At 69.5% G+C, this 18,662-nt stretch carries 16 protein-coding genes; 9 read left to right on the top strand and 7 right to left on the bottom strand.

The window, feature by feature from the left end:
* Positions 1–386: 386 nt before the first annotated feature.
* Positions 387–692 (bottom strand): hypothetical protein, encoded by a 306-nt coding sequence (locus AB0A63_RS17415; RefSeq protein ID WP_360391823.1) that lies wholly within the window; start codon positions 690–692, stop codon positions 387–389.
* 142 nt (positions 693–834) lie between these two features.
* Here AB0A63_RS17415 and AB0A63_RS17420 point away from each other — a divergent pair, with 142 nt between their 5' ends.
* The 5 genes from AB0A63_RS17420 to AB0A63_RS17440 all read left to right on the top strand — a co-directional run bounded on the left by AB0A63_RS17420 (position 835) and on the right by AB0A63_RS17440 (position 5,910).
* On the top strand, positions 835–1,476 hold the full coding sequence (locus AB0A63_RS17420; protein WP_360391826.1) for a peptidoglycan-binding protein: 642 nt from the start codon (positions 835–837) through the stop codon (positions 1,474–1,476).
* Positions 1,473–3,734: a hypothetical protein gene (locus tag AB0A63_RS17425; protein ID WP_360391829.1), complete on the top strand. Its 2,262-nt coding sequence runs from the start codon at positions 1,473–1,475 to the stop codon at positions 3,732–3,734. The genes AB0A63_RS17420 and AB0A63_RS17425 overlap by 4 nt, the downstream gene beginning before the upstream one ends.
* A gap of 114 nt (positions 3,735–3,848) precedes the next feature.
* Positions 3,849–4,154, top strand: coding sequence for a type VII secretion target (locus AB0A63_RS17430; protein ID WP_360391832.1), 306 nt, complete (start codon positions 3,849–3,851; stop codon positions 4,152–4,154).
* Positions 4,151–5,431: a hypothetical protein gene (locus tag AB0A63_RS17435; RefSeq protein WP_360391835.1), complete on the top strand. Its 1,281-nt coding sequence runs from the start codon at positions 4,151–4,153 to the stop codon at positions 5,429–5,431. The genes AB0A63_RS17430 and AB0A63_RS17435 overlap by 4 nt, the downstream gene beginning before the upstream one ends.
* On the top strand, positions 5,428–5,910 hold the full coding sequence (locus AB0A63_RS17440) for a hypothetical protein (RefSeq protein WP_360391838.1): 483 nt from the start codon (positions 5,428–5,430) through the stop codon (positions 5,908–5,910). The genes AB0A63_RS17435 and AB0A63_RS17440 overlap by 4 nt, the downstream gene beginning before the upstream one ends.
* Before the next feature lie 222 nt (positions 5,911–6,132).
* On the opposite strand, the gene AB0A63_RS17445 is transcribed toward AB0A63_RS17440, so the two are convergent.
* The 6 genes from AB0A63_RS17445 to AB0A63_RS17470 form a co-directional block, all read right to left on the bottom strand.
* Complete coding sequence (locus AB0A63_RS17445) at positions 6,133–6,984, bottom strand: hypothetical protein (RefSeq protein ID WP_360391840.1); 852 nt, start codon at positions 6,982–6,984, stop codon at positions 6,133–6,135.
* Positions 6,985–7,637: 653 nt separating this feature from the next.
* A complete protein-coding gene (cmlS, locus tag AB0A63_RS17450) occupies positions 7,638–9,344 on the bottom strand; it encodes a chloramphenicol-biosynthetic FADH2-dependent halogenase CmlS (RefSeq protein WP_360391843.1) in 1,707 nt (568 codons plus the stop codon).
* A gap of 55 nt (positions 9,345–9,399) precedes the next feature.
* Positions 9,400–10,773: a fatty acid--CoA ligase family protein gene (locus AB0A63_RS17455; RefSeq protein ID WP_360391845.1), complete on the bottom strand. Its 1,374-nt coding sequence runs from the start codon at positions 10,771–10,773 to the stop codon at positions 9,400–9,402.
* 1 nt (position 10,774) lies between these two features.
* The gene (locus AB0A63_RS17460; protein ID WP_360391848.1) at positions 10,775–11,464 is read right to left on the bottom strand and encodes an SDR family oxidoreductase; all 690 of its coding nucleotides are present in this window, start codon (positions 11,462–11,464) and stop codon (positions 10,775–10,777) included.
* Between the two features lie 22 nt (positions 11,465–11,486).
* On the bottom strand, positions 11,487–11,795 hold the full coding sequence (locus AB0A63_RS17465; RefSeq protein WP_360391850.1) for a hypothetical protein: 309 nt from the start codon (positions 11,793–11,795) through the stop codon (positions 11,487–11,489).
* A 263-nt stretch (positions 11,796–12,058) separates the two neighbouring features.
* Positions 12,059–12,310, bottom strand: coding sequence for a hypothetical protein (locus tag AB0A63_RS17470; protein WP_360391853.1), 252 nt, complete (start codon positions 12,308–12,310; stop codon positions 12,059–12,061).
* Between AB0A63_RS17470 and AB0A63_RS17475 the strand changes: the two genes are divergently transcribed.
* From AB0A63_RS17475 to AB0A63_RS17490, 4 genes are read left to right on the top strand one after another with little or no spacing between them, the layout of a single operon-like run.
* Positions 12,284–13,159: a diiron oxygenase gene (locus AB0A63_RS17475; protein ID WP_360391856.1), complete on the top strand. Its 876-nt coding sequence runs from the start codon at positions 12,284–12,286 to the stop codon at positions 13,157–13,159. The two genes, AB0A63_RS17470 and AB0A63_RS17475, sit on opposite strands and share 27 nt — an antisense overlap.
* Positions 13,129–14,307: a hypothetical protein gene (locus tag AB0A63_RS17480; protein WP_360391859.1), complete on the top strand. Its 1,179-nt coding sequence runs from the start codon at positions 13,129–13,131 to the stop codon at positions 14,305–14,307. The genes AB0A63_RS17475 and AB0A63_RS17480 overlap by 31 nt, the downstream gene beginning before the upstream one ends.
* Positions 14,294–17,026, top strand: coding sequence for an AMP-binding protein (locus tag AB0A63_RS17485; protein WP_360391861.1), 2,733 nt, complete (start codon positions 14,294–14,296; stop codon positions 17,024–17,026). The genes AB0A63_RS17480 and AB0A63_RS17485 overlap by 14 nt, the downstream gene beginning before the upstream one ends.
* Positions 17,027–17,053: 27 nt before the next feature.
* A complete protein-coding gene (locus AB0A63_RS17490; RefSeq protein ID WP_360391863.1) occupies positions 17,054–18,643 on the top strand; it encodes an MBL fold metallo-hydrolase in 1,590 nt (529 codons plus the stop codon).
* Positions 18,644–18,662: the final 19 nt, after the last annotated feature.

Raw genomic sequence — 18,662 nt, forward strand, 5'->3', positions numbered from 1 at the left:
GGCTGCTGTCGAGCGTGCATGCCAGGCCCAGGCGCGACAGAGCCGATGAGTCTTGGGAGCAAGGGGTGAAAGCAGGTTGGGAGTAACTCCGTCCGTTTAACGTACTGGAGCGGTCCTCAATGGACCTAACGGACCCGCGCCGACCTGCAGGAGTCTTGTTTCCGCAGGCTAGCGCGGTATTGGCGCCACAGTTCACACCGAAGAGGTCACTAGCTCGATCCCAGCATCGCCCACAGCGTGTTTCACCTGGTCAAAGGGCCTGCCGATGATGACCATCGGCAGGCCCTTTGCGTTGCGCGAGGGCAAAGTGGGGCAGAAGTCCTCCTCCAGCCCAAGCACTCTTAACAGAATGATCTTGGACTACTGCTGATCGCCTCGGGCGCGGATCATTCGACACACGGGCGACCGGATGACCACCAGGATCTTGCATGGACACGGACGCGCTGACCATCTCGCTCACAGGCGGCATTCGCTACGACATCACCCAACCAGTTCTGTTGATGTCCGAATTCCAAACGCGGCGTCACCTCGATGTCGCCGCCGTGGCGGTGACCACTGAGCCAGGAGTTCTTGGGCCACTCCAATAGGTCGATCGCCTCGATCTCGAGCCCTGAGTCGCGAAGCGAACTTTCGAGCCACCACGGTCCCGGAATGCGTTGTCCTGAAAGGATTTCATTTTCACCGTCGGTCATTCGGCCCAACGAACAGCCACCACCAGGACGGTTTCGCCCCCACAACAGGCTCCGACCGTTTCAAGACCTCAGGGAGCGGCAAAGGTCTGGACCACCAGCCGATCGAGATACCGGTCGGCGCGCCGACGGACTGGAGTGACGGATGAGCGAGGCGAAGCTGCCCCCGCTGTCGATGGACGAGCTGGTCGCCGAGTGTGGCACGGCGTTGCCGGACAAGGAGGTGTACTCGCTGCTCGACCTGAACGTCGACCTGGACCTCGCCCTCGACCTCGCGGCGCCGATCGGCTTGGCCGTCGCGGGCAACGCCAACATCGCGGCCCCGATCGATGCCGCCGTGGGCGCGAACGTGCTGTCCGACGGGTCCACCGCGCAGGCCATGGCCGACCAGGGCGTCGCGATCCAGCAGGGCATCACCGGCGAGGCGGTGGCCAACTCCGACCAGGACAGCGCCATCGGTCAGGGCACGTCCCCGGCCCCCGCCCCGCAGCCGCCGGCCGGCGGGGCGCAGGTCCCGACGCCCACGGATCTGGCCGGCGCGCTGGACGGCGGTCTGCTCAACGTGGACGTCGACCTCGCCGCCGACCTCGACCTGGCCGCCCCGATCAACGGCGCGGTGGCGCTCAACGCCAACGTGGCCGCCCCGATCGACGCCGCCGTGTCCGCCAACCTCGGCTCCGTGGGCTCAGAGGCGACCGCCGTCGCGCAGCAGCAGGCGATCATCCAGCAGACCATCGACGGCACCGCCGAGGCGAATGCCGCGCAGAGGTCCGACATCGACCAGTGAGCGACCTGATGAACGCCTCACCACACCCGGCCGGCGGGGACGTGGTCACCACGACCCCGCCGCGCCGGGCGCGCGACGTCGAACTGATCGGCGAGATGCGCGGCTCCGGCTACCGCCGCCCACCGGCCCTGGTCCGCCGCGCCGACGGCCAGGTCCTCCAGCTCACCCCGCTGCTGTACCGGGTCCTTGAAGCCGTGGACGGGCGTGCTGACCACGCCGGGATCGCCGCCGTCGTCGGGCCGGCCATCGGCCGCTCGGTCACCGCGGAAGACGTGCGCACCCTGCTGGAGACCAGGCTGCGCCCGCTGGGGGTGCTCGAGCTTCCCGACGGTTCCCAACCCGTGCACCGCAAGGCCGAACCGCTGCTCGGCCTGCGCCTGCGCCGGGTGATCAGCGAGCCCCGCGTCACCCGGCGAATCACCGCGCCGTTCGCACGGCTGTTCCACCCGCTGGTGGTGGCCGCGGTGCTGGTGGCGTTCGCGGCGGTGTCGTTCTGGGTGCTGTTCGTCAAGGGCCTGGCCGGTGCCACGCACCAGGCGTTCTACCAACCCGCCTTGCTGCTGCTCGTGTTCGGGGTGACAGTGCTCTCGGCGGGCTTCCACGAGTTCGGGCACGCCGCCGCCGCGCGGTACGGCGGCGCGACACCCGGCGCGATGGGCTTCGGCCTTTACCTGCTGTGGCCCGCCTTCTACACCGACGTCACCGACAGCTACCGGCTCGGCCGGGCCGGTCGGCTGCGCACCGACCTGGGTGGGCTGTACTTCAACGCGCTCGTCGCGGTCGCCGTCCACGGCGTCTGGTGGCTGACCGGCTGGGATGCGCTGCTGCTGGTGATCGCCACGCAGATCCTCCAGATGGTGCGCCAACTCGCGCCCATGGTGCGCTACGACGGCTACCACGTGCTCGCCGACCTGACCGGTGTCCCCGACCTGTTCCACCACATCAAGCCCACGCTGCTGGGCCTGTTGCCACACCGCTGGGGCAGGCCGGAGTCGAAGGTCCTCAAGCCGTGGGCGCGCGCGGTCGTGACGACGTGGGTGCTCGTCGTCGTGCCGATCCTGCTGACGAGCACGGCCCTGCTGGTGCTGGCGTTCCCGCGAGTGGTGGGGACGGCGTGGCACAGCGCCGGTGAGCAGTGGCGGTCGGCGCACGCGGCGCTGGGCGAGGGAGACCTCGCGCTGGTGCTGGTGCGGGTGCTCGGGGTGGTCGCCATCGTGCTGCCCGTGCTCGGCGTCTGCCTGCTGCTGGCCCGGCTCGCGGGTCGTCTGGTCACCCGTAACTGGCGCTCCACTGAGGGCAGGCCTGGCCGGCGCGCGCTCGTGGTGCTGTGCGGGATCGCTGTGGTCGCGGGCCTGGCGTGGGCGTGGTGGCCGCAACCCGACCGGTACCGGCCGATCCGGTCCGACGAGCGCGGCACCGTGACCGACGTCGTGCCCGTCGCCGCGGCGGGCCCGGCTCCCGTCCAACCGGCGCGACCGGTGTCCGCCCAGACCGTGTGGCCTGCTGGCAAACCGTTGCCCAGCAGGGACAAGCCGGTCCTGGCGATGGTCCTGGAACCGGTCTCGCCGGGTGCCCCGACGTGGGTCTTCCCGTTCGACCGGCCGAAACCTCCTGGTCCGGGCGACAACCAGGTCCTGGTCGTCAACACGACCGACGGCGCGGTCCGCTACAAGGTGTCCTTCGCCCTGGTGTGGGCGACCGATGGTGTGGTGGACAACAGGAACGAGGCGTACGCGCTGGCCTCGTGCCGGGGCTGCACTACGGTGGCGGTCGCTTTCCAGGTGGTCCTCGTGGTGGGCCAGGCGAACGTGGTGGTGCCGCAGAACATCGCCGTCGCCGTCAACCACTCGTGTGTCGAGTGCGTGACGTACGCGCTGGCCTCGCAACTGGTCGTCAGCCTTCCCGAAGACCTGAGCCCCCAGGCGAAAGCCCGGCTCGAAGCGGTGTGGGCCGAGCTGTCCCGACTGGCCGCGGACGTGCCGAGCCTGACCGCGCAACAAATTCAGCAGGCCTTGGAGGGCGCCAAGTCCCGCATCCTCGACGTGCTCCGGCAGGAAAGCGTTCCCCTGCCCAGCACCGCGCCGACCACCACCCCACCGCTCAACACCACGTCGGCGGAAAGTTCCCGTCCGGCCACCTCGTCCGACGTGCCCACGACGACCGCGCCACCGAGCACCACGGTGACGACCACGCCACCGTCGTCCGCGGAGCCGACGACCACGGTCACGTCACCTCCCAGCGCAGTCCCCTCGGCCTGATTCCAGTCGCGCTCGGCGAGCGGCGGGCGAATCAGAGCAGATCCACACGAGTGGTTCTCCGATCCGCTGCATTGTTTGACAGCAAACGCTATGGTGCGTTCGGAGGAGGCAGCCATGGGCGGATACGAGGTGGACATCGCCACACTGCGCAAAGCTGCGGAGTCCGCGGTCAGCGCCGGCGAGCAGGCGAAGCAGATCAGGCTGGGCGAGGGGCCGGCCGAGATTCCGGCGGGCATGCGGGGCTCGCGGTCCGCGGCCACCGCACCCAACCTGGCCAAGGCCTGGGACACGAGGCTTGCCGCGTGGTCGGGCGAGATCACGGCCTTCGCCGCGGACGTCCGTGCCGCCGCAGATCGATACGAGAAAGACGAGAACGCCGCGGAGGACGACCTCTCGATCCTGGGCTGGTTGTTCAAATGACCCTCACCTACCACGACGTGCGCACCTGGAACTCGGGTGTGCTCGACAGCGCGGCCGCCACCGTCAAGGCGCGCAAAGACAAGATCATCGGCTTGCAGGACGAGCTCAACCTCGCGTTCGGCCCTGTTCATTGGCACGGCGACGCGGCGACCGCGGCCCAGACCAAGCTCGCCACCCTCGTCGACCGCGCGGAACACGTCGTCGCCGAGGCAGGCACGGTGTTGCGAGCCCTGCACGACTCGGCTGACGCCCTCGCAGCACTCCGCCACGAGGTCGACAACACCGACTCCGCCGCGGCGTCCAACCAGTTCACCATCAGCGCTCAGGGTGACGTCGTCGACGAACGTCCGCCGGACGCGCGGGACACGCCGGAAAGCGTGCAGCAACGGGCCCGTCTCCGTGCGGAGCTCACCGAGGCCGTCGGCAGGATCCTGCGGGCGGCCCACGAGGTCGACGAGGTGCTCAACAGCGCGCTCACCAAGGCGGAGCAGGCGCAGATCTCCGACGGCGGTGCGACGAGCCTCGCCGAGGCGGACGTCAGCAACAAGACGCAGGACGGCCGCTACCGGATCGGTCCACCCGACCGTCCGGACATCAAGTTCGACGAGGACTTCGTCTACGACTCGAAGGAGTCCACGGTCGGTGACCACCTGGACAAGGCGAAGTGGCTCGCCAAGCTCCGCGGTGCCCAGGCGCTCGGCATGATGCCCGACGGCACCGAGATGTACGAGCACTACTGGAAGAACACCGGTGAGCCCAAGGAGTTCGACTACGAGAAGGCGTACCGCGACGACTCGGGCATCCGCCAGGGCGTCGACTCCGAGATCACCCGTGCCGCCGCGGCGGCCGAAGAACTCATCCGCAGTGGCAACACCAGCTTCCCGATGACAGGGCAGGCCTCGGTCGCCCAGCCCTATCCGACGACGGAGAACTGGCAGAAGGCGGTCGGCGGCTACCAGGTGTGGAGCCACTCCAACGTCCGGGTGGAGGGCAACAAGGTCACCATGGAGATCACCGTCAAAGCCGAGGACCGGTACAACTTCAACCGCGACCAGGCCGACATCGCCACCGGTGCCGGCGACAACGAGAACGGCCGCTTCACCGAGATCGGCTGGGCCAAGCCGTTCGACACGCACGGCACGATCACCAGGACCGTCACCTGGGAGGCCGGTCACCCACCCGGTGGACCGACCGGAGAGCCTGGCGAGGATCGTGAGCCACGCGGGTCGGGCCGCGACCGGGGACCGACCCCGGACAACCCCAGGGAGCGCCGGTGAGGTTCACCAGGTTGACCGCCGTGCTGCTGTGCGCGGTGCTGACCGCGGGCTGTCAGTCGTTGTGGAACGGAGGAACGAACGTGCGCACCACCGACGCCGCCGGCAAGTCCGGCACCGGCGAACTGCGAACCGACCTCGAGCCGCTCACCAAGCGGTTCGCGGCACTGGGCTCCCCGGAGCAGGCCCGCTGGATGTCGGGCACCCTCGGCTCCGACCGCGCACCCGGCCCGTCGACCTACTGGATCGACGCCGTGATCACGCTGCCGGAGAGCAAGATCGACGAACTGAGGTCCGCGTACAGCCCCGAGCCTGCCGGCAAGGCGCCGGACGTCGTCGATGGCCTGCGCGGTGAGCTGCCCAGTGGCAGCTTCCTCACCAGTGATCGGCTCGACCAGGCTTTCACCGCCGACAAGTGGTTCGCCAAGGCCTACCTCGTGCCGGACGACCGTGCGCTCGTGCTTGTCGCCACCGGGACCTGATGCCCACCGCACGCACCGTTGACGTTCCAACGGTCGCCGGTGCCGGCTGCCAAGCGTCGGTGACCAGGACCACGGTTCTGCGGTCAGGACGACTGTGGGCGAGCGCAGCAAAGGCGGTGGTGGCGACCGTTGGCGGAGGTGGCCTTCATCCTGTCGACCGCGAAGACGGCCGGCAGGACCCCGCCGCGGTCTTGCGGAACCCGGCCGGCCGGACCGCGACGGTCAGAAGAGTGCGGAGTGCTTGCTCCTGGACGACAGCGGGTTGTGCCGCGGCTTGCTGCGTGCCATCGGCACCATCGCGTGGCACTCGGTGGTGCGCGGGGGGCTGTCGCGGTGGTCGAAGGTGCGCAGGGTGTCGGCGGTGCGGCGGAGGTCTTCCGCGCAGCTCGCGAGGATCTGGGCCACGGCGCTGCGGCCGTGCGGCGGGATTCCGGGTGCCAGGTCGCGCCAGTCCTCGATGCGGCGCAGCTGGGTGTGCAGCTGTTGCAGGATCTGCCTGCCGACCTCGTTGAGCCGGAACGACGGGTCGTTGCAGAGCACGTCCAGCACCGACAGGTGGTTCGTCAGGCCCGAGGTGGCCGCTGTCAGGCGCTCGCGTTCGGGTACCGGGTCACGGCCTTCGGCGAGCCTTTGCCGGACGTCGCGAGCCGTTCCCACGGAGATGCCCGACTGGCGGGCGATTTCGCGCAACGACGCGGTCGGGTGGTCGCGGATCACCTGGGCCGCGGCGGTCCGGCCGGAGGCCGTGGTCATGGGGCGGGCTCGGCCGTCACGGCCGGTGCGCACGTCCATGGTCCGGGGGACGGTCTCGCGGCGCAGTGCGGCCACGCTCTTGGCGCCCAGGCCGGCGGCGAGTGCGATGGCGCGGTCGGAGAGGTCGGGGTGCGTGTTCAGGATGCGTATCACGGCGCGTTTGCGGTCGTCCCTGGTCAATGGGAGACCGTGGGTGACGTTGAGCTTGACGGCGTGCAGGAACGCGTCGCGCTCGCCGCCGTCGAACCACTGCACGGCGATGGTGCGCTGGCCGCGGGCACGGGCCGCCTCCACGCGGTGCGCTCCGTCGATGACGCGCATGGTCGGGCGGTGCACCAGGATCGGAGGCAGGTCCGTGTCGCACTCGACCAGGATCCGGACGTGTTCCGGGTCTGTCCTGGATCTGGGCGAGTCGCCGGGCAGCACTGTGTCGATGTCTACTTCGGACGTTGATGCCTGTTGGTGCGACGCCGCTTTTCCTGACATGAAGAACTCCGGTGTGGTGGATCGCCGACCCCGTGCCGCGGGTCTGGGCGACAAAAGTGATGGAAGCCGCTCAGGCTCGTTGTGGTCACGCGCAGCACAGCCCCAGTCAGCCCCCAGCTGTCCAGCTCGTTTCTTCTTAACAAACCAGGTTTCCAGCTGGTTATCCACCTCGTCGCCCGATCGGACCAGCACGTCGAACAGTGCCCCCACCTGCGAAGCGGCAGTTTTCCCACGCTCGTGGGAGCGCTCACATACAGCGCAAGCTGCGAGATCATGGAATAACTCTGAGCACACCGCGGTTCTGTCAAAGTTTATTTCCGCTAAGCATCAGCCACGCGACTCGTGCGCGTTGACCGTGCGTGATCAGAACCGCAGGTGGGACTCCCGTAACACTCGTCCCGGAGCAAATCAACACGACGTTGAACAAGATTGCCGGGAACACGCCAGTCCCCCGGTGGGGTCTCCACCGGGGGTACCTGGACCTCGCGTCAGACCTCGTACTCGACGCCCACGCCGCCGAAGTGCAGCCGGCCCTGGATGACGACCTTCTCCCCCGCGCTGTCGAAGCCGGTGATCAGGCCCGCCTCCATCAGGCGCGTGACCAGCTGAGCGCTGATCTCCTGCTTGCCGATCGCGCCGAGCTTCTTCACCAGCGCCCGGTAGCCGAAGTTCTCCTCGGCGAGCTCCTGGAACACCTGCCGTTCCGCCTCGCCCATCACGTACTGGGTGAGGTCCTCGTCGGCGTCGTTGGCCAGCACGTGCACCGGCTCCAGCCGCATGCTCAGCGGTTCGACCTTGTAGTGCGGCTTCAGCAGCACCTTGCTGCCGGTCCAGACGAGCTTGCTGATGCTGTTGAGCCGCTGGGTCAGGCCACTGATCCAGCGGACCCTGGCGGCGTCCAGCTCGGCTTCGGAGAACTCGTCCGAGAGCTCCTGGCGCTGGTGCTTGCCGATGTGGATCATCGTCGCGGCGCGGTCGTGGAAGTCCGCCACCGCCGCGCTCTCGTCACCGTCGGACAGCCGGTCGAACCACTGCCGGCGCACCAGCCGGTCGTCGTCGGACTCGGTGATGCGGCGCTGCCGCCAGAACTCCGACTCGGGCTCGGTGAGCGAGGCGAAGGTGTAGAACGACGCGAGGAACTGGTGGTAGCCCTCGTAGGCGTCCCGGTACGAGCGGTTGTACCAGGCGTGCACGGCCTCGGACTCGCCCGGGTTCGCGGTCATCCGGTCGATCGCCGCGGCGGCGCTGACCGCCGACTGCGAGGCCAGGTGGACGCCCTGGGAGAACAGCGGGTCCGTGAAGCAGGCCGCGTCACCGCAGAGGAAGTAGCGGCCGGCCGAGAAGTGGTCAGCGTCGTAGGACCAGTCCTGCACGATCCGCACCTCGTCGACCATCTCGGCGTCGCCGAGGATCTCCATGGCGCGCTTGGCCTTCGGCAGGGTGGCGCGGTAGAACGCCTCCGCGCCCATCTCCCTCACCTCGGCCGCACGCGAGCGGTCCACCACCAGGCCGACGCTGTAGAGGCCCCCCTTCATCGGGATCATCCACACCCAGCCGTCCTCGAACGTGATCGAGTACGTGGTGCCCGCGAGGTCGCCGGTGAACGGGTCGGGCAGCTTGAAGTACGACCAGACCGCGAAGTTCCGGTAGAACTCGTCGTAGCGGCGCACGCTGAGCTTGCGGCTGAGCGGGCCGCCGGAGCCCCCGGCGTCGATCACGTAGTCCGCCGTCACGTCCCACCGCTCGTCGGCGCGCCGCAGCGACAACGTCACGGAGTCGGCCGCGGACACGTCGACACCGGTGACGGTCGTGGCCTCGTGCACGGGGATGCCCCGCGACCTGGCCTCGTCCATCAGCATCTGGTCGAACTCCTCGCGCTTCACCTGCACCGCGTGGTCGAACACCCACGGGTTGATCTTCGGCGCGGCGAAGGAGAAGGTCCAGGGCGCCTGGTCCTGTCCCCACAGGAAGGTCGCCGACGGCTTCTTGACGAAACCGGCGGCGTCGATCCGGTCCTGCAGCCCCAGCCGGTTGAGGATCGACATGGTCCCCGGCAGCAACGACTCACCGATGCGGTACCTCGGGAACGTCTCCCGTTCGAAGACCTCCACGTCGTGCCCGAGCTTGTGCAGCGTCAACGCGGCAACGCAGCCCGCGGGCCCGCCGCCGACGACAGCTACTTTCGACCGTGCCATTCCGCTCCCCCTAAGGGTTTTCGTGGTGTCATCAGGCGGATGGTCCGCCTGAAGGTCAGTCCTGGTCGCTGTGCGGGCGCAGCCGCACCTTCTTGAGCCGGTCGGACATGCCGATGTCGTCGATCACCGTCACCTTGGACGGGATCTTGAACGGTTCGACCCGGCCGGTCAGGAACTCCCGCACGTGGGCCCTGGCCTCCGCCCTGGTCAGGCTGCCCACCGGTTTGACGTCGACGCACACCGCCTGGCCGGTGATGGCGTTCGGCCTGCCGTAGACCACGCAGTCCTCGACGAGCGGGCTGGTCAGCAGCACCGACTCCAGCTCGAGCGGGAGCAGCTTCTCGCCGCCGACGTTGATGACCTCGGTGGCGCGGCCCTTGACCCGCAGGTAGCCGTCGCCGTTCTCCTCGACCAGGTCACCGGTGCGGAACCAGCCGTCCTCGGTCACCGCGTCGGCCGGGTGGTTGAGGTAGCCGAGGAACTGCGTGCTGCTCTTGAGCTGCAGCTCGCCGTCGACCACGCGGTAGCGGGTGCTGTCGTCCGCGATCTTGAAGTAGGTGCTGCTGGACGACTCGCTCGTGGTCGCGGCGATGCCGGTCTCGCTGGTGCCGAAGGTCTGCACCAGCCGCACGCCGGGGAACGCCGCGCCGACGCGGGCGAGCAGCTCGGCCGACATCGGCTCGGTGCCGTAGGTGATCAGCCGGAGGCTGCTGACGTCGTGCCGTTCGAGGTGGCCGCCGACCATGATCAGGTTGAGGAACGTCGGGCTGGCCGGCAGCACGCGGATGCGGTGCTGTTCGATCAGCCCGCAGATCTCGTCGGGCGTGCGCTTGGCGGGCAGGACCGCCGCTCCGCCCACCAGCATGGTGCTCAGCAACGAGTTGATGCCGCCGATGTGGTCGAACATCAGCACCATCAGGATGTTGAGCGAGACGGAACCGCGGGGGCGTTTGGCGAGCTTCTGCTCCACCAGCGCGTCGAGGTCGTGCAGGATCGCCTTCGGGGTGCCGGTGCTGCCGCTGCTCAGCAGCACCAGTCCGGCGGCGCCCCTCCCGGCCAGCTCGTTGAAGGCGGGCGACGGCGCACCCGCGGCGGACATCGGCACGACCTCGACCGCGTCGGCGGTGCGGAGGGTGAAGCGGGGCGCGCACGTCTCCCGCACGGTGTCCGCGGTGACCGGTGTGCTGCCGACCATCGGGACGACGGTGTTGCGGTCGAGGTAGAGCGCGAACAGCGCCGCGACCGCGTTGGGGGAGAAATCCCCTTCCAGGACAACGGCGTCGTGCGCGCGGGCGCCCGCCTCGGCGAGCAGGCGGCGGATCTCGCCGATCCGGTCCAGCAGGGCGGCGTAGCTGTGCGGGACACCGTCCACCCACAACGCGGTGCGCTCGCCGAAACCGGCCATTCGCTCCAGAAATGCTTCCCGCACGTCAGTTCACTCCTCCCAGGAAGATCGTTTCGCCGGTCACGAACGCGGACTGGGAACCGATCAGGAACTCCACCGGCCCGCACAGGTCGGCGGTGGTGCACATCCGCTTGATCGCCTGCCTGCCGACAAGTCCGTCGATGCGCTCGCGCGGCACGGTGCGCGTGAGCGTGGTGCTCACCGGCGGCACGCCGAGGCCGTTGACCCGCACACCGTGCTCTGCCAGTTCCTTGCTCATCACCCGCACGAGCTGCTCGACAGCGGCTTTGCTCGCCGAGTAGGCGAGCTGCCCGTCGATGGCCCACGGCACCGCGACCGTGGACAACGCGACGATCGAGGTGCTGGGCTGCTCCGAGCGGCGCAGCAGCTTCACGGCCTCGCGGCAGCAGCTCAGCACCGCGAAGAAGTTCAGGTCGAACAACCGGCGCGTGGTCTGCTCCGGCGTCAGCATGAAGTGGTTCATGACCGACGTGCCGGCGTTGTTGATCAGGGCGTCGAGGTGGCCGTGGGTGCGCCGCAGCTCGCGGAAGAGCGCCTTGACCGCGGTGGTGTCGGTCAGGTCGACCTGGTGGTGGTCGTAGCGCTCGTGCTCGATGCCGCCCGGTTTGCGGCTGCACCCCACGACCTCGTGGCCGGCCGCCAGCAGGTGCTCGGCCAGCGCCTTGCCGATGCCGGTCCGGGTACCGGTGATCATGACCTTCACGGTTCGGCCCGCCTCACCGCGGTGCCGCGACCAGCCGCAGTTCCTCCTCGGCGAAGCCGACGAGCCGCCGGACGCTGCTGAACGGGCTGACCCGTTGCGACACCGCCTTCTCGGAGGCGAGTGCCACCTCCACGTCGAACTCGTCCTCGAGCTTCTCCTCGACGAGCGCGAGAAAACCGACCAGGTGCATGGACTCGAACACCCCTGAGTCACCGCCGTAGAGCCGCAGGTCGAGCACATTGTCGGTCGGTATCTTTTCCTCCCGCGTTTCGTTCAGCTCCTCGATTGCGGAAACAATGATCTGCAGGATGCGATCGTCCACCGTGCTCTCCTCTTACCGGTTCTCCAGGCGCGTCGAATTGCGCCGGATTCACGATCTCGTCTGGAGGCCCTCCGCCGCACGGGCTGTCCCGATTGGGGGCCGGCCGCCGGATGGGTGCGGCACCGCGTCGGGTGCCTGCCGGTTTCGGACGCTAGCAGCGGATATCGGCCTTCGGAAGCGACTCCGGCGACTTTTGCGGAGGTTGAACGCACCACCGGTGTGCGAGTGCGGCACTGCCGCAGTCGCACGTGTCCGCGCGGCGCTCAACACCACTTGTCACCGTTCGGGGCGCTCGACAAACTCGGCGGCAGGAAATCCACTGCGATATTCGACAGCGAGAGAGGTGTGCCATGGGCAGTCAGGCCGATCCCGATGCCGAAGGCGGAGGGCTGACCGAAATCGCCGGTCTGCCCGCGTTCGACCGGACTGATTCCGCTGAAAGCGCGGTGATTTCCAGGTTGGTTGGAAATTGGCACCGGCGCGCGGCGGTGAAGCGCGCGGAACCGGACGTCCACGCGTTGTTCGACCCCGACCGCCCGGACTTCCGGGTGGACATGGTGCCGTTCAGCGCCCACCCGGTGTGGGAGCGGTGGTCCGACGCGCAACGGTCGCGCATGACCAGCTGGGGCTGGATCGCCTACAACCGCAACACGGTCCTCATCGAGCAGGGCATCGCGAACCCGGGCTTCCAGCTCGTCGCGTCCGGTGAGTACCCCGGCGCCGGCGGCCAGGAGCTCGAGCTCGCCATCGCGCAGGCGATGGTCGACGAGCAGTACCACACGCTCATGCACATGAACGGCAGTGCGACCACCCGCCGGATGCGCCGCTACGAGTTCTCCGACCGCGTTCTGCCGGACTCGCTGATCACCACCATCCACGACGAGCACGTGGACCGCTGCGCGGAACGCTGGGAGCGCAGCCTCACCACGCTCGCGTTCGCGACCGTCGCGGAGATCTCCATCAACGCCTACCTGGACCTGCTCGCGAACGACGAGGACATCCAGGTCGTCAACTCCACCACCGTGCGCCTGCACAACCGGGACGAGTACTGCCACGCCTCGATCTCCGGGGAGATCCTCAAGCAGGTCCACGACGTCCTGCCCGCGCACCAGAAGCGGTTCGTGCTGGACAAGGTGGTCGCGGGCCTCGCCGCGTTCGTGGCCCCCGACTTCACCACCTGGGAGACCATCGCGGACTTCGAGGGGCTGCCCGGCTGGGAGAAGGCCGCCGCCGAGATCCGCGAGGAGCAGGGCGGCACGCACCTGGTGCAGGACCACTCCGGTGTGCACGCGCTGCTGTCCGAGATGGACGTCCTGGACCAGGTGGAGTTCGCGTGGGGCACGACCGCGGCGAAGCAGGGCTGACCGCGGTGGCCACGACACCGGTCCTGCGCGAGGACGCGGTCGCCGTCCGCGACCTGTTCAGCTTCCTGCGCGACCTCGGCCTCGACTGCGACGTCAACCCGTGCGCGGCCGCGTTGGGCGTGCTCGCCACCGACCCGCGCGACACTGAGGACTTCCTGCGGCAGCTGGGTGTCACCGCCGCGCTGGGCAACCTCATCGGCGTTCCCGAGCACGAGGTCAAAGCCACCTGCGTCGTCCACGACACCCGCGTGACGGGCAGCCCGGACGACCTGGCCGAGGTGACCACCGCCTACCACAACACCCGGCCGCTGGGCCTGGACGAAGCCGTCCACGTCGCCTTCTGGCCCCACGACGACGGCCGGCACCTGGTGTTCGCGAAGTTCAACCACATGGTCGTCGACCTTGCCGACGTCGTCGCGTTGCTCGGACAGCTGCGCGCACACCTGCGCGGTGAGCCGGTGAAGCGGCCGGGGTCGCGCTACCGGGACCACTCGGGGATGCTCGCCCGCTTCGCCGCGCTGCCGGCCGCCGACCCTGAGGTGGTGCAGCGGGAGCTCGGAGCGCTGCCGACACCCGGCAGACCCGGTGTGCCCACGATCTCCGGCAGCTCCGAGCGCTGGCTGCTCCTGCGCCCCGGCCTCTCGTTCGACGACCTGCTGGCCGCGGTGACCGCCACCGTGCTGCGGGTGGTCGGCGGAGGACTCGTGCTGCAGTACCCGTTCTCCCGCTGGGACTTCGCCCGCAGGGGCGGCTACTTCGTGGAGATCCGGCCGCTGGTCGTGCACCGGGAACGCGCAGGCGAGTACACGCCGGAGCACTTCGCCGCCACCAGGGCGCGGCTGGAGGGGCTGGGCCGTTACACGATGTCCGACCTGACCGCGTTCGCCACCGCGTTCAGCCGGGGCCGGATGCCGCGGATCGTCGTCTCGGACACCACCTTCATGCGTCCAGAGCCGCGCGACTGGGACTGGGTGCGGGTGCGCAGCGACCGCGTCTTCGAGGACCTGAAGTTCCTCGCCGACCGCTCCTTCCCCGGACCGCCGCTGATGAAGCTGCAGTACAAGAGCCGGTTCATCGGCGAGGACACCGTCGCGGTCGTCCTCTCCGAACTCGAACAGCGAATTGGAGCCCTCCGTGCGACTGCCTGACCTGCTGAGCGGTGCGTTCGCGCGCCACGCCGACCGGGTGGCGTTGCGCTGTGCCGGTCGCGAGTGGACCTACTCGGAGCTGGACCGGATCACCGGCGCACTGGCCGCGCGGATCGGCCGCGAGTGCCCGCCCGGCCGCCGGGTGCTGGTGGTGGGCGAGCACTCCGCCGAGTCCGTGCTGTGGGCGCTCGCGGCACTGCGCAGCCACGCCGTGCACACCCCGGCCAACCCCGCGTTGCCCACGGCGAGGTTCGTGGAGTCGGCGCGCGTCGCCGACCCCGGTCTTGCCGTCTGCTTCGACGACGACTCGCTGGCGAAAGCCGCGGCGACGGGTGTGCCCGCCCTCGACACCCGCACCGTGCCGCTCACCGCCTCGGCGGCCGGCGTGCCGGACGCCGGTGACAGCGCGGTCGCCTACTCGATCTTCACCTCCGGTTCGACCGGCACGCCCAAGCTCGTCGACGTGGGGCACGGCGGCCTGCTGAACCTCTGCCGGTCGCTGACCCGCCTGCTGGACATCGGTCCCGGGCAGGAGGTCGTGCAGTTCGCCTCGCTGTCCTTCGACGCCTCGATCACCGAGATCGTCGTGCCGCTGCACGCGGGTGCGACCGTCGTCGTGCCCGCCCGCGGTGTGCAGTCGTGGCTCGGCGCGCTGTCGCAGCACCTGGCGGAGCACGGCGGTGACCTGATCATGGTGCCGCCGTCGGTGTACGCCCGGCTCGGCGAACGGGCTCAGCGCAACGTCCGCAAGGTGCAGTTCGCGGGTGAGGCGCTGGGCAAGGCGGAGTTCGACACGGCCGCGCGCCACAGCCGCGTGTTCAACGCCTACGGCCCGACCGAGGGAACCGTGTGCTTCTCGGTCGCCGAGCTGACCGAGTTCGCCACCACGATCGGCACGCCCATCGACGGGTTCTCCGCACTGGTGCGCGACCTCGACACCGGCCGGTTGACCGAGTCGGGCATCGGCGAGCTCGTGATCGTCGGTGACGGGGTGGCGCTGGGCTACGTGGGCGGGGACCCGCGCGAGCGGGAGAGGTTCGGCGAGGTGCGGGGCAGCCGCGCCTACCGGACCGGCGACCGGGTCGCGCTCGACCGGGGTGGCCTGACCTACATGGGCCGCGTCGACGAGCAGGTCAAACGGCTGGGGCACCGGGTCAACCTGGCGCACGTGGAGTTCGCGCTGAGCGCGCACCTCGGCGTGCAGGTCGCCATGGTGCAGCTGGACGACGAGCTCGTGCTCGCCACGACGGAGGCACCGGACGGCGAGGACGCGCTGATGGTCCGGCTGCGGCAGCTGCTCCCGGCCTGGGAGGTGCCGGACCGGGTCGCCGTCGTTCCCGAGTTCCCGTTGGCGACCAGCGGGAAGCTGGACAAGAACGCGCTGGGTGAGCTGCTGGCCGAACCCGCGGCCGCGCCCGGCGGCGCCCGCGGTGAGGAACTGGGCCAGGTGCTCGACGTGGTTGCCGCGGTGCTCGGCCAGGAGGTCGGCGCGGACGTGTCGATCTTCGACGCGGGCGGCAGCTCGCTCGCGATGATGCGCATCCAGGTCAAGCTGGCCGAGCTGTTCGGCCAGCAGGCGGTGGAGGCGGCGTTCGAGGCCATGGAGTACGACTTCGTGGCCGCGGACTTCCTGCGGCACGTGCGCGGCGAGGAGGTCGTGCGCGACCTCTCCCCGGCGGAGCTGGCCTTCCGACAGGCGGAGACCGAGCTCGCGGCCCTGCGCGCGGAGCTGCCAGAGCTGCGGCGCGGCGCGCCCACCGGTCCGGGCCCGGTGCTGCTGACCGGTGCGTCCGGGTTCATCGGCGGGCACGTGCTGGAACGGTTGCTCGACGACGGTCACCGCGTGCTGGTGGTCAGCACCAGCAGCGCGCAGCGGCTCAAGGCGGGCCACGCCGCCAGGTTCGGCCGGTCGGAGGCCGGACTCGGTGCCGTGGAGGTCATCGGCTACCCGGAGCTGGAACGCCACCTGGCGCAGGGCACCGGGCCGGCGGTCGAGGCGGTCGTGCACTGCGGTTACGACGTCAACCACCTGCTGCCGCTGGACCGGCACATGTCCGGCAGCGTGCGCACCACCGCTCTCGTCGTGCGCGCCGCCGCCGCGTGGGGCGCTCAGTCGTTCGCGTTCCTCTCGGCGGCGTCCGCGGGAGAGCGGTTCGGCACCTTGTCCGCCCAGGCGCTCACGGCGGTGGGCGAGCCGTACTCGCGTTCCAAGCTCATCTGTGAGTCCTATGTGGACGCTTTGGCCGCCGTCGGGTGCGCGGGCGCCAGCTATCGGGCAGGTCTGGTCTACGGCCACGGCGAGACGGACAGGGCGTTCCTGCGGGACGACTGGTTCTCGTCCCTGCTCGACCTCTCGGTCCGCCTGCGCGCCCTGCCCCGGCTCGACGGGTACGTGCCCGTCTGCGACGTCGGTCTGCTGGTCGACGCGCTGCTGGCCGGCGTGCAGGGCGCACCCGCGCGTTCCCAGGTCGTCGTGCACCGCACCTACGGCCTGGCGGACCTGCTGGCGGTCACCGGGCTGACCGAGTCCGACGTCGTCGACGTCGGCGGCTGGTTCGACCTTGCCAGGGTTGGCGGAGCGGCAGACCCGAGGGTGCTCGCCGCGACGCAGTCGGCACTGGGAGGACGGGGCTGGCGGGAAGCGCGCCACGAGACCGACCGCGACGTGCTCGCGGACCTGCTGGCCCTGCTGCCGGGCACGTCCGTCGTGAGCGCCTGACCCCCGACGCACGAACGGAGCCCCGAAATGCGCTACTACCTGCGTGACGACGTCGCGGTCGAACCGGTGGTCGCCGGCTGGTACGGCTGGTCGTACCTGCTGCCGCCGCAGACGCTGGCCCGCTTCCTCCGCAACAGGTTCACCCCGATCATGGAGTCCTATTCGGACTCCCCCGAGGTGCACGCCGCCGCGGTGCGCCAGCCCCGCATGCACGGCGGCCCGTGGGTCCACGCCCACGAGCACTACGACACCATCGTCAGCTGGTGGCGTGACACGGCACCACGACGGGCGAAGCTGGACGAGCTGTTCGAGGCGATCCGGCAGCTGGAGGACGAGATCCTGCCCCGCTACACCGGCCAGTGCCTCGACCCGGTCTACCGGGAGCTGCCCACGGCACTGGCCGGCCGGGTCGAGGTGTTCTACGGCCGGGACAACCACAGCCCGGACTACCGGTTCATCGAACCGCTGATGTACGCCTCGGAGTACTACGACAAGAGCCTGCAGCAGGTGCGGTTCTCCTTCGTCACCGAGGACGCCAGGGAGTTCGCGCTCACCACGCCGATGCTGGAGTACACCCCGCAGCAGCTGCTGGTCGACGTGCCGCTGGACTCGCCGCTGCTCGACCAGGTGTTCCGCGGCGGCCTCGACGACGCGGGCCTGCACGAGCTCACCGTGAACCTCGGCCTCTCCGGGGAACGGGCCCAGCGCTTCGCCGGGTACTTCACCCTCGCGCAGGTGCCGGAACCACGGGACGAGCGGTCCCTGCCGGACGTGCTCGACTACGCGGGCCACGCCTGCGTGTTCATCCGCCACGAGGGCGGCACGTTCCTCATCGACCCGGTGCTGAGCCACACCGGGTACGAGGGTGAGACCGAGGGCAGGTTCACCTACGCCGACCTGCCCGACCGCATCGACCACGTGCTGATCACGCACAACCACCAGGACCACATGCTGTTCGAGACGCTGCTGCGCATCCGCCACCGCGTCGGCACGGTGCTGGTCCCCCGCTCCACCAACGCGAGCCTGGTGGACCCCGGGCTCGCCGGAATCCTGCGCAGGCTCGGGTTCACCGACGTGGTCGAGGTCGACGACCTGGAGGCCCGCCCGTGCGGCACCGCGACCGCGATCGCGTTGCCGTTCCTGGGCGAGCACGGGGACCTGCGCATCCGCAGCAAGACCGGCTGGTTGCTGCGGCTGGGCGACCGGCAGGTGCTCTTCGCCGCCGACTCGACCAACGTCTCCCCCGCCACCTACGCCGAGGTCGTCGCGCTCGTCGGCCGGGTGGACACGGTGTTCATCGGCATGGAGAGCATCGGTGCGGCCGCCAGCTGGATCTACGGCCCGCTGTACCCGAAGCCGTTGTCGCGGCGCGAGGACCAGAGCCGCAGGCTCAACGGTTCGGACTTCGAGCAGGCGAAGTCCATCGTGGACGCACTCGGTCCGAGCGAGGTCTACGTCTACGCCATGGGACTCGAACCGTGGCTCGGCACCGTCATGGCGATCGAGTACGACGAGGAGCACCCCGCCATCGTCGACAGCGATCTGCTGGTCAAGTACGTGGTCAACCAGGGCAACGCCGCCGAGCGCCTGCACATGCGCAGGACCCTGACCCGGTAGCGCGTTCCCGCCCGAGACA

The sequence above is a fragment of the Lentzea sp. NPDC042327 genome (assembly GCF_040647275.1).
In the GTDB taxonomy this organism is placed as follows: domain Bacteria; phylum Actinomycetota; class Actinomycetes; order Mycobacteriales; family Pseudonocardiaceae; genus Lentzea.

What these genes read in the sequence shown, in the direction of transcription:
- AB0A63_RS17415 (WP_360391823.1), bottom strand. Translation starts at nt 692, where the DNA reads ATGACCGACGGTGAAAATGAAATCCTTTCAGGACAACGCATTCCGGGA.
- AB0A63_RS17420 (WP_360391826.1), top strand. Translation starts at nt 835, where the DNA reads ATGAGCGAGGCGAAGCTGCCCCCGCTGTCGATGGACGAGCTGGTCGCC.
- AB0A63_RS17430 (WP_360391832.1), top strand. Translation starts at nt 3,849, where the DNA reads ATGGGCGGATACGAGGTGGACATCGCCACACTGCGCAAAGCTGCGGAG.
- AB0A63_RS17435 (WP_360391835.1), top strand. Translation starts at nt 4,151, where the DNA reads ATGACCCTCACCTACCACGACGTGCGCACCTGGAACTCGGGTGTGCTC.
- AB0A63_RS17445 (WP_360391840.1), bottom strand. Translation starts at nt 6,984, where the DNA reads ATGCGCGTCATCGACGGAGCGCACCGCGTGGAGGCGGCCCGTGCCCGC.
- cmlS (WP_360391843.1), bottom strand. Translation starts at nt 9,344, where the DNA reads ATGGCACGGTCGAAAGTAGCTGTCGTCGGCGGCGGGCCCGCGGGCTGC.
- AB0A63_RS17460 (WP_360391848.1), bottom strand. Translation starts at nt 11,464, where the DNA reads ATGATCACCGGTACCCGGACCGGCATCGGCAAGGCGCTGGCCGAGCAC.
- AB0A63_RS17490 (WP_360391863.1), top strand. Translation starts at nt 17,054, where the DNA reads ATGCGCTACTACCTGCGTGACGACGTCGCGGTCGAACCGGTGGTCGCC.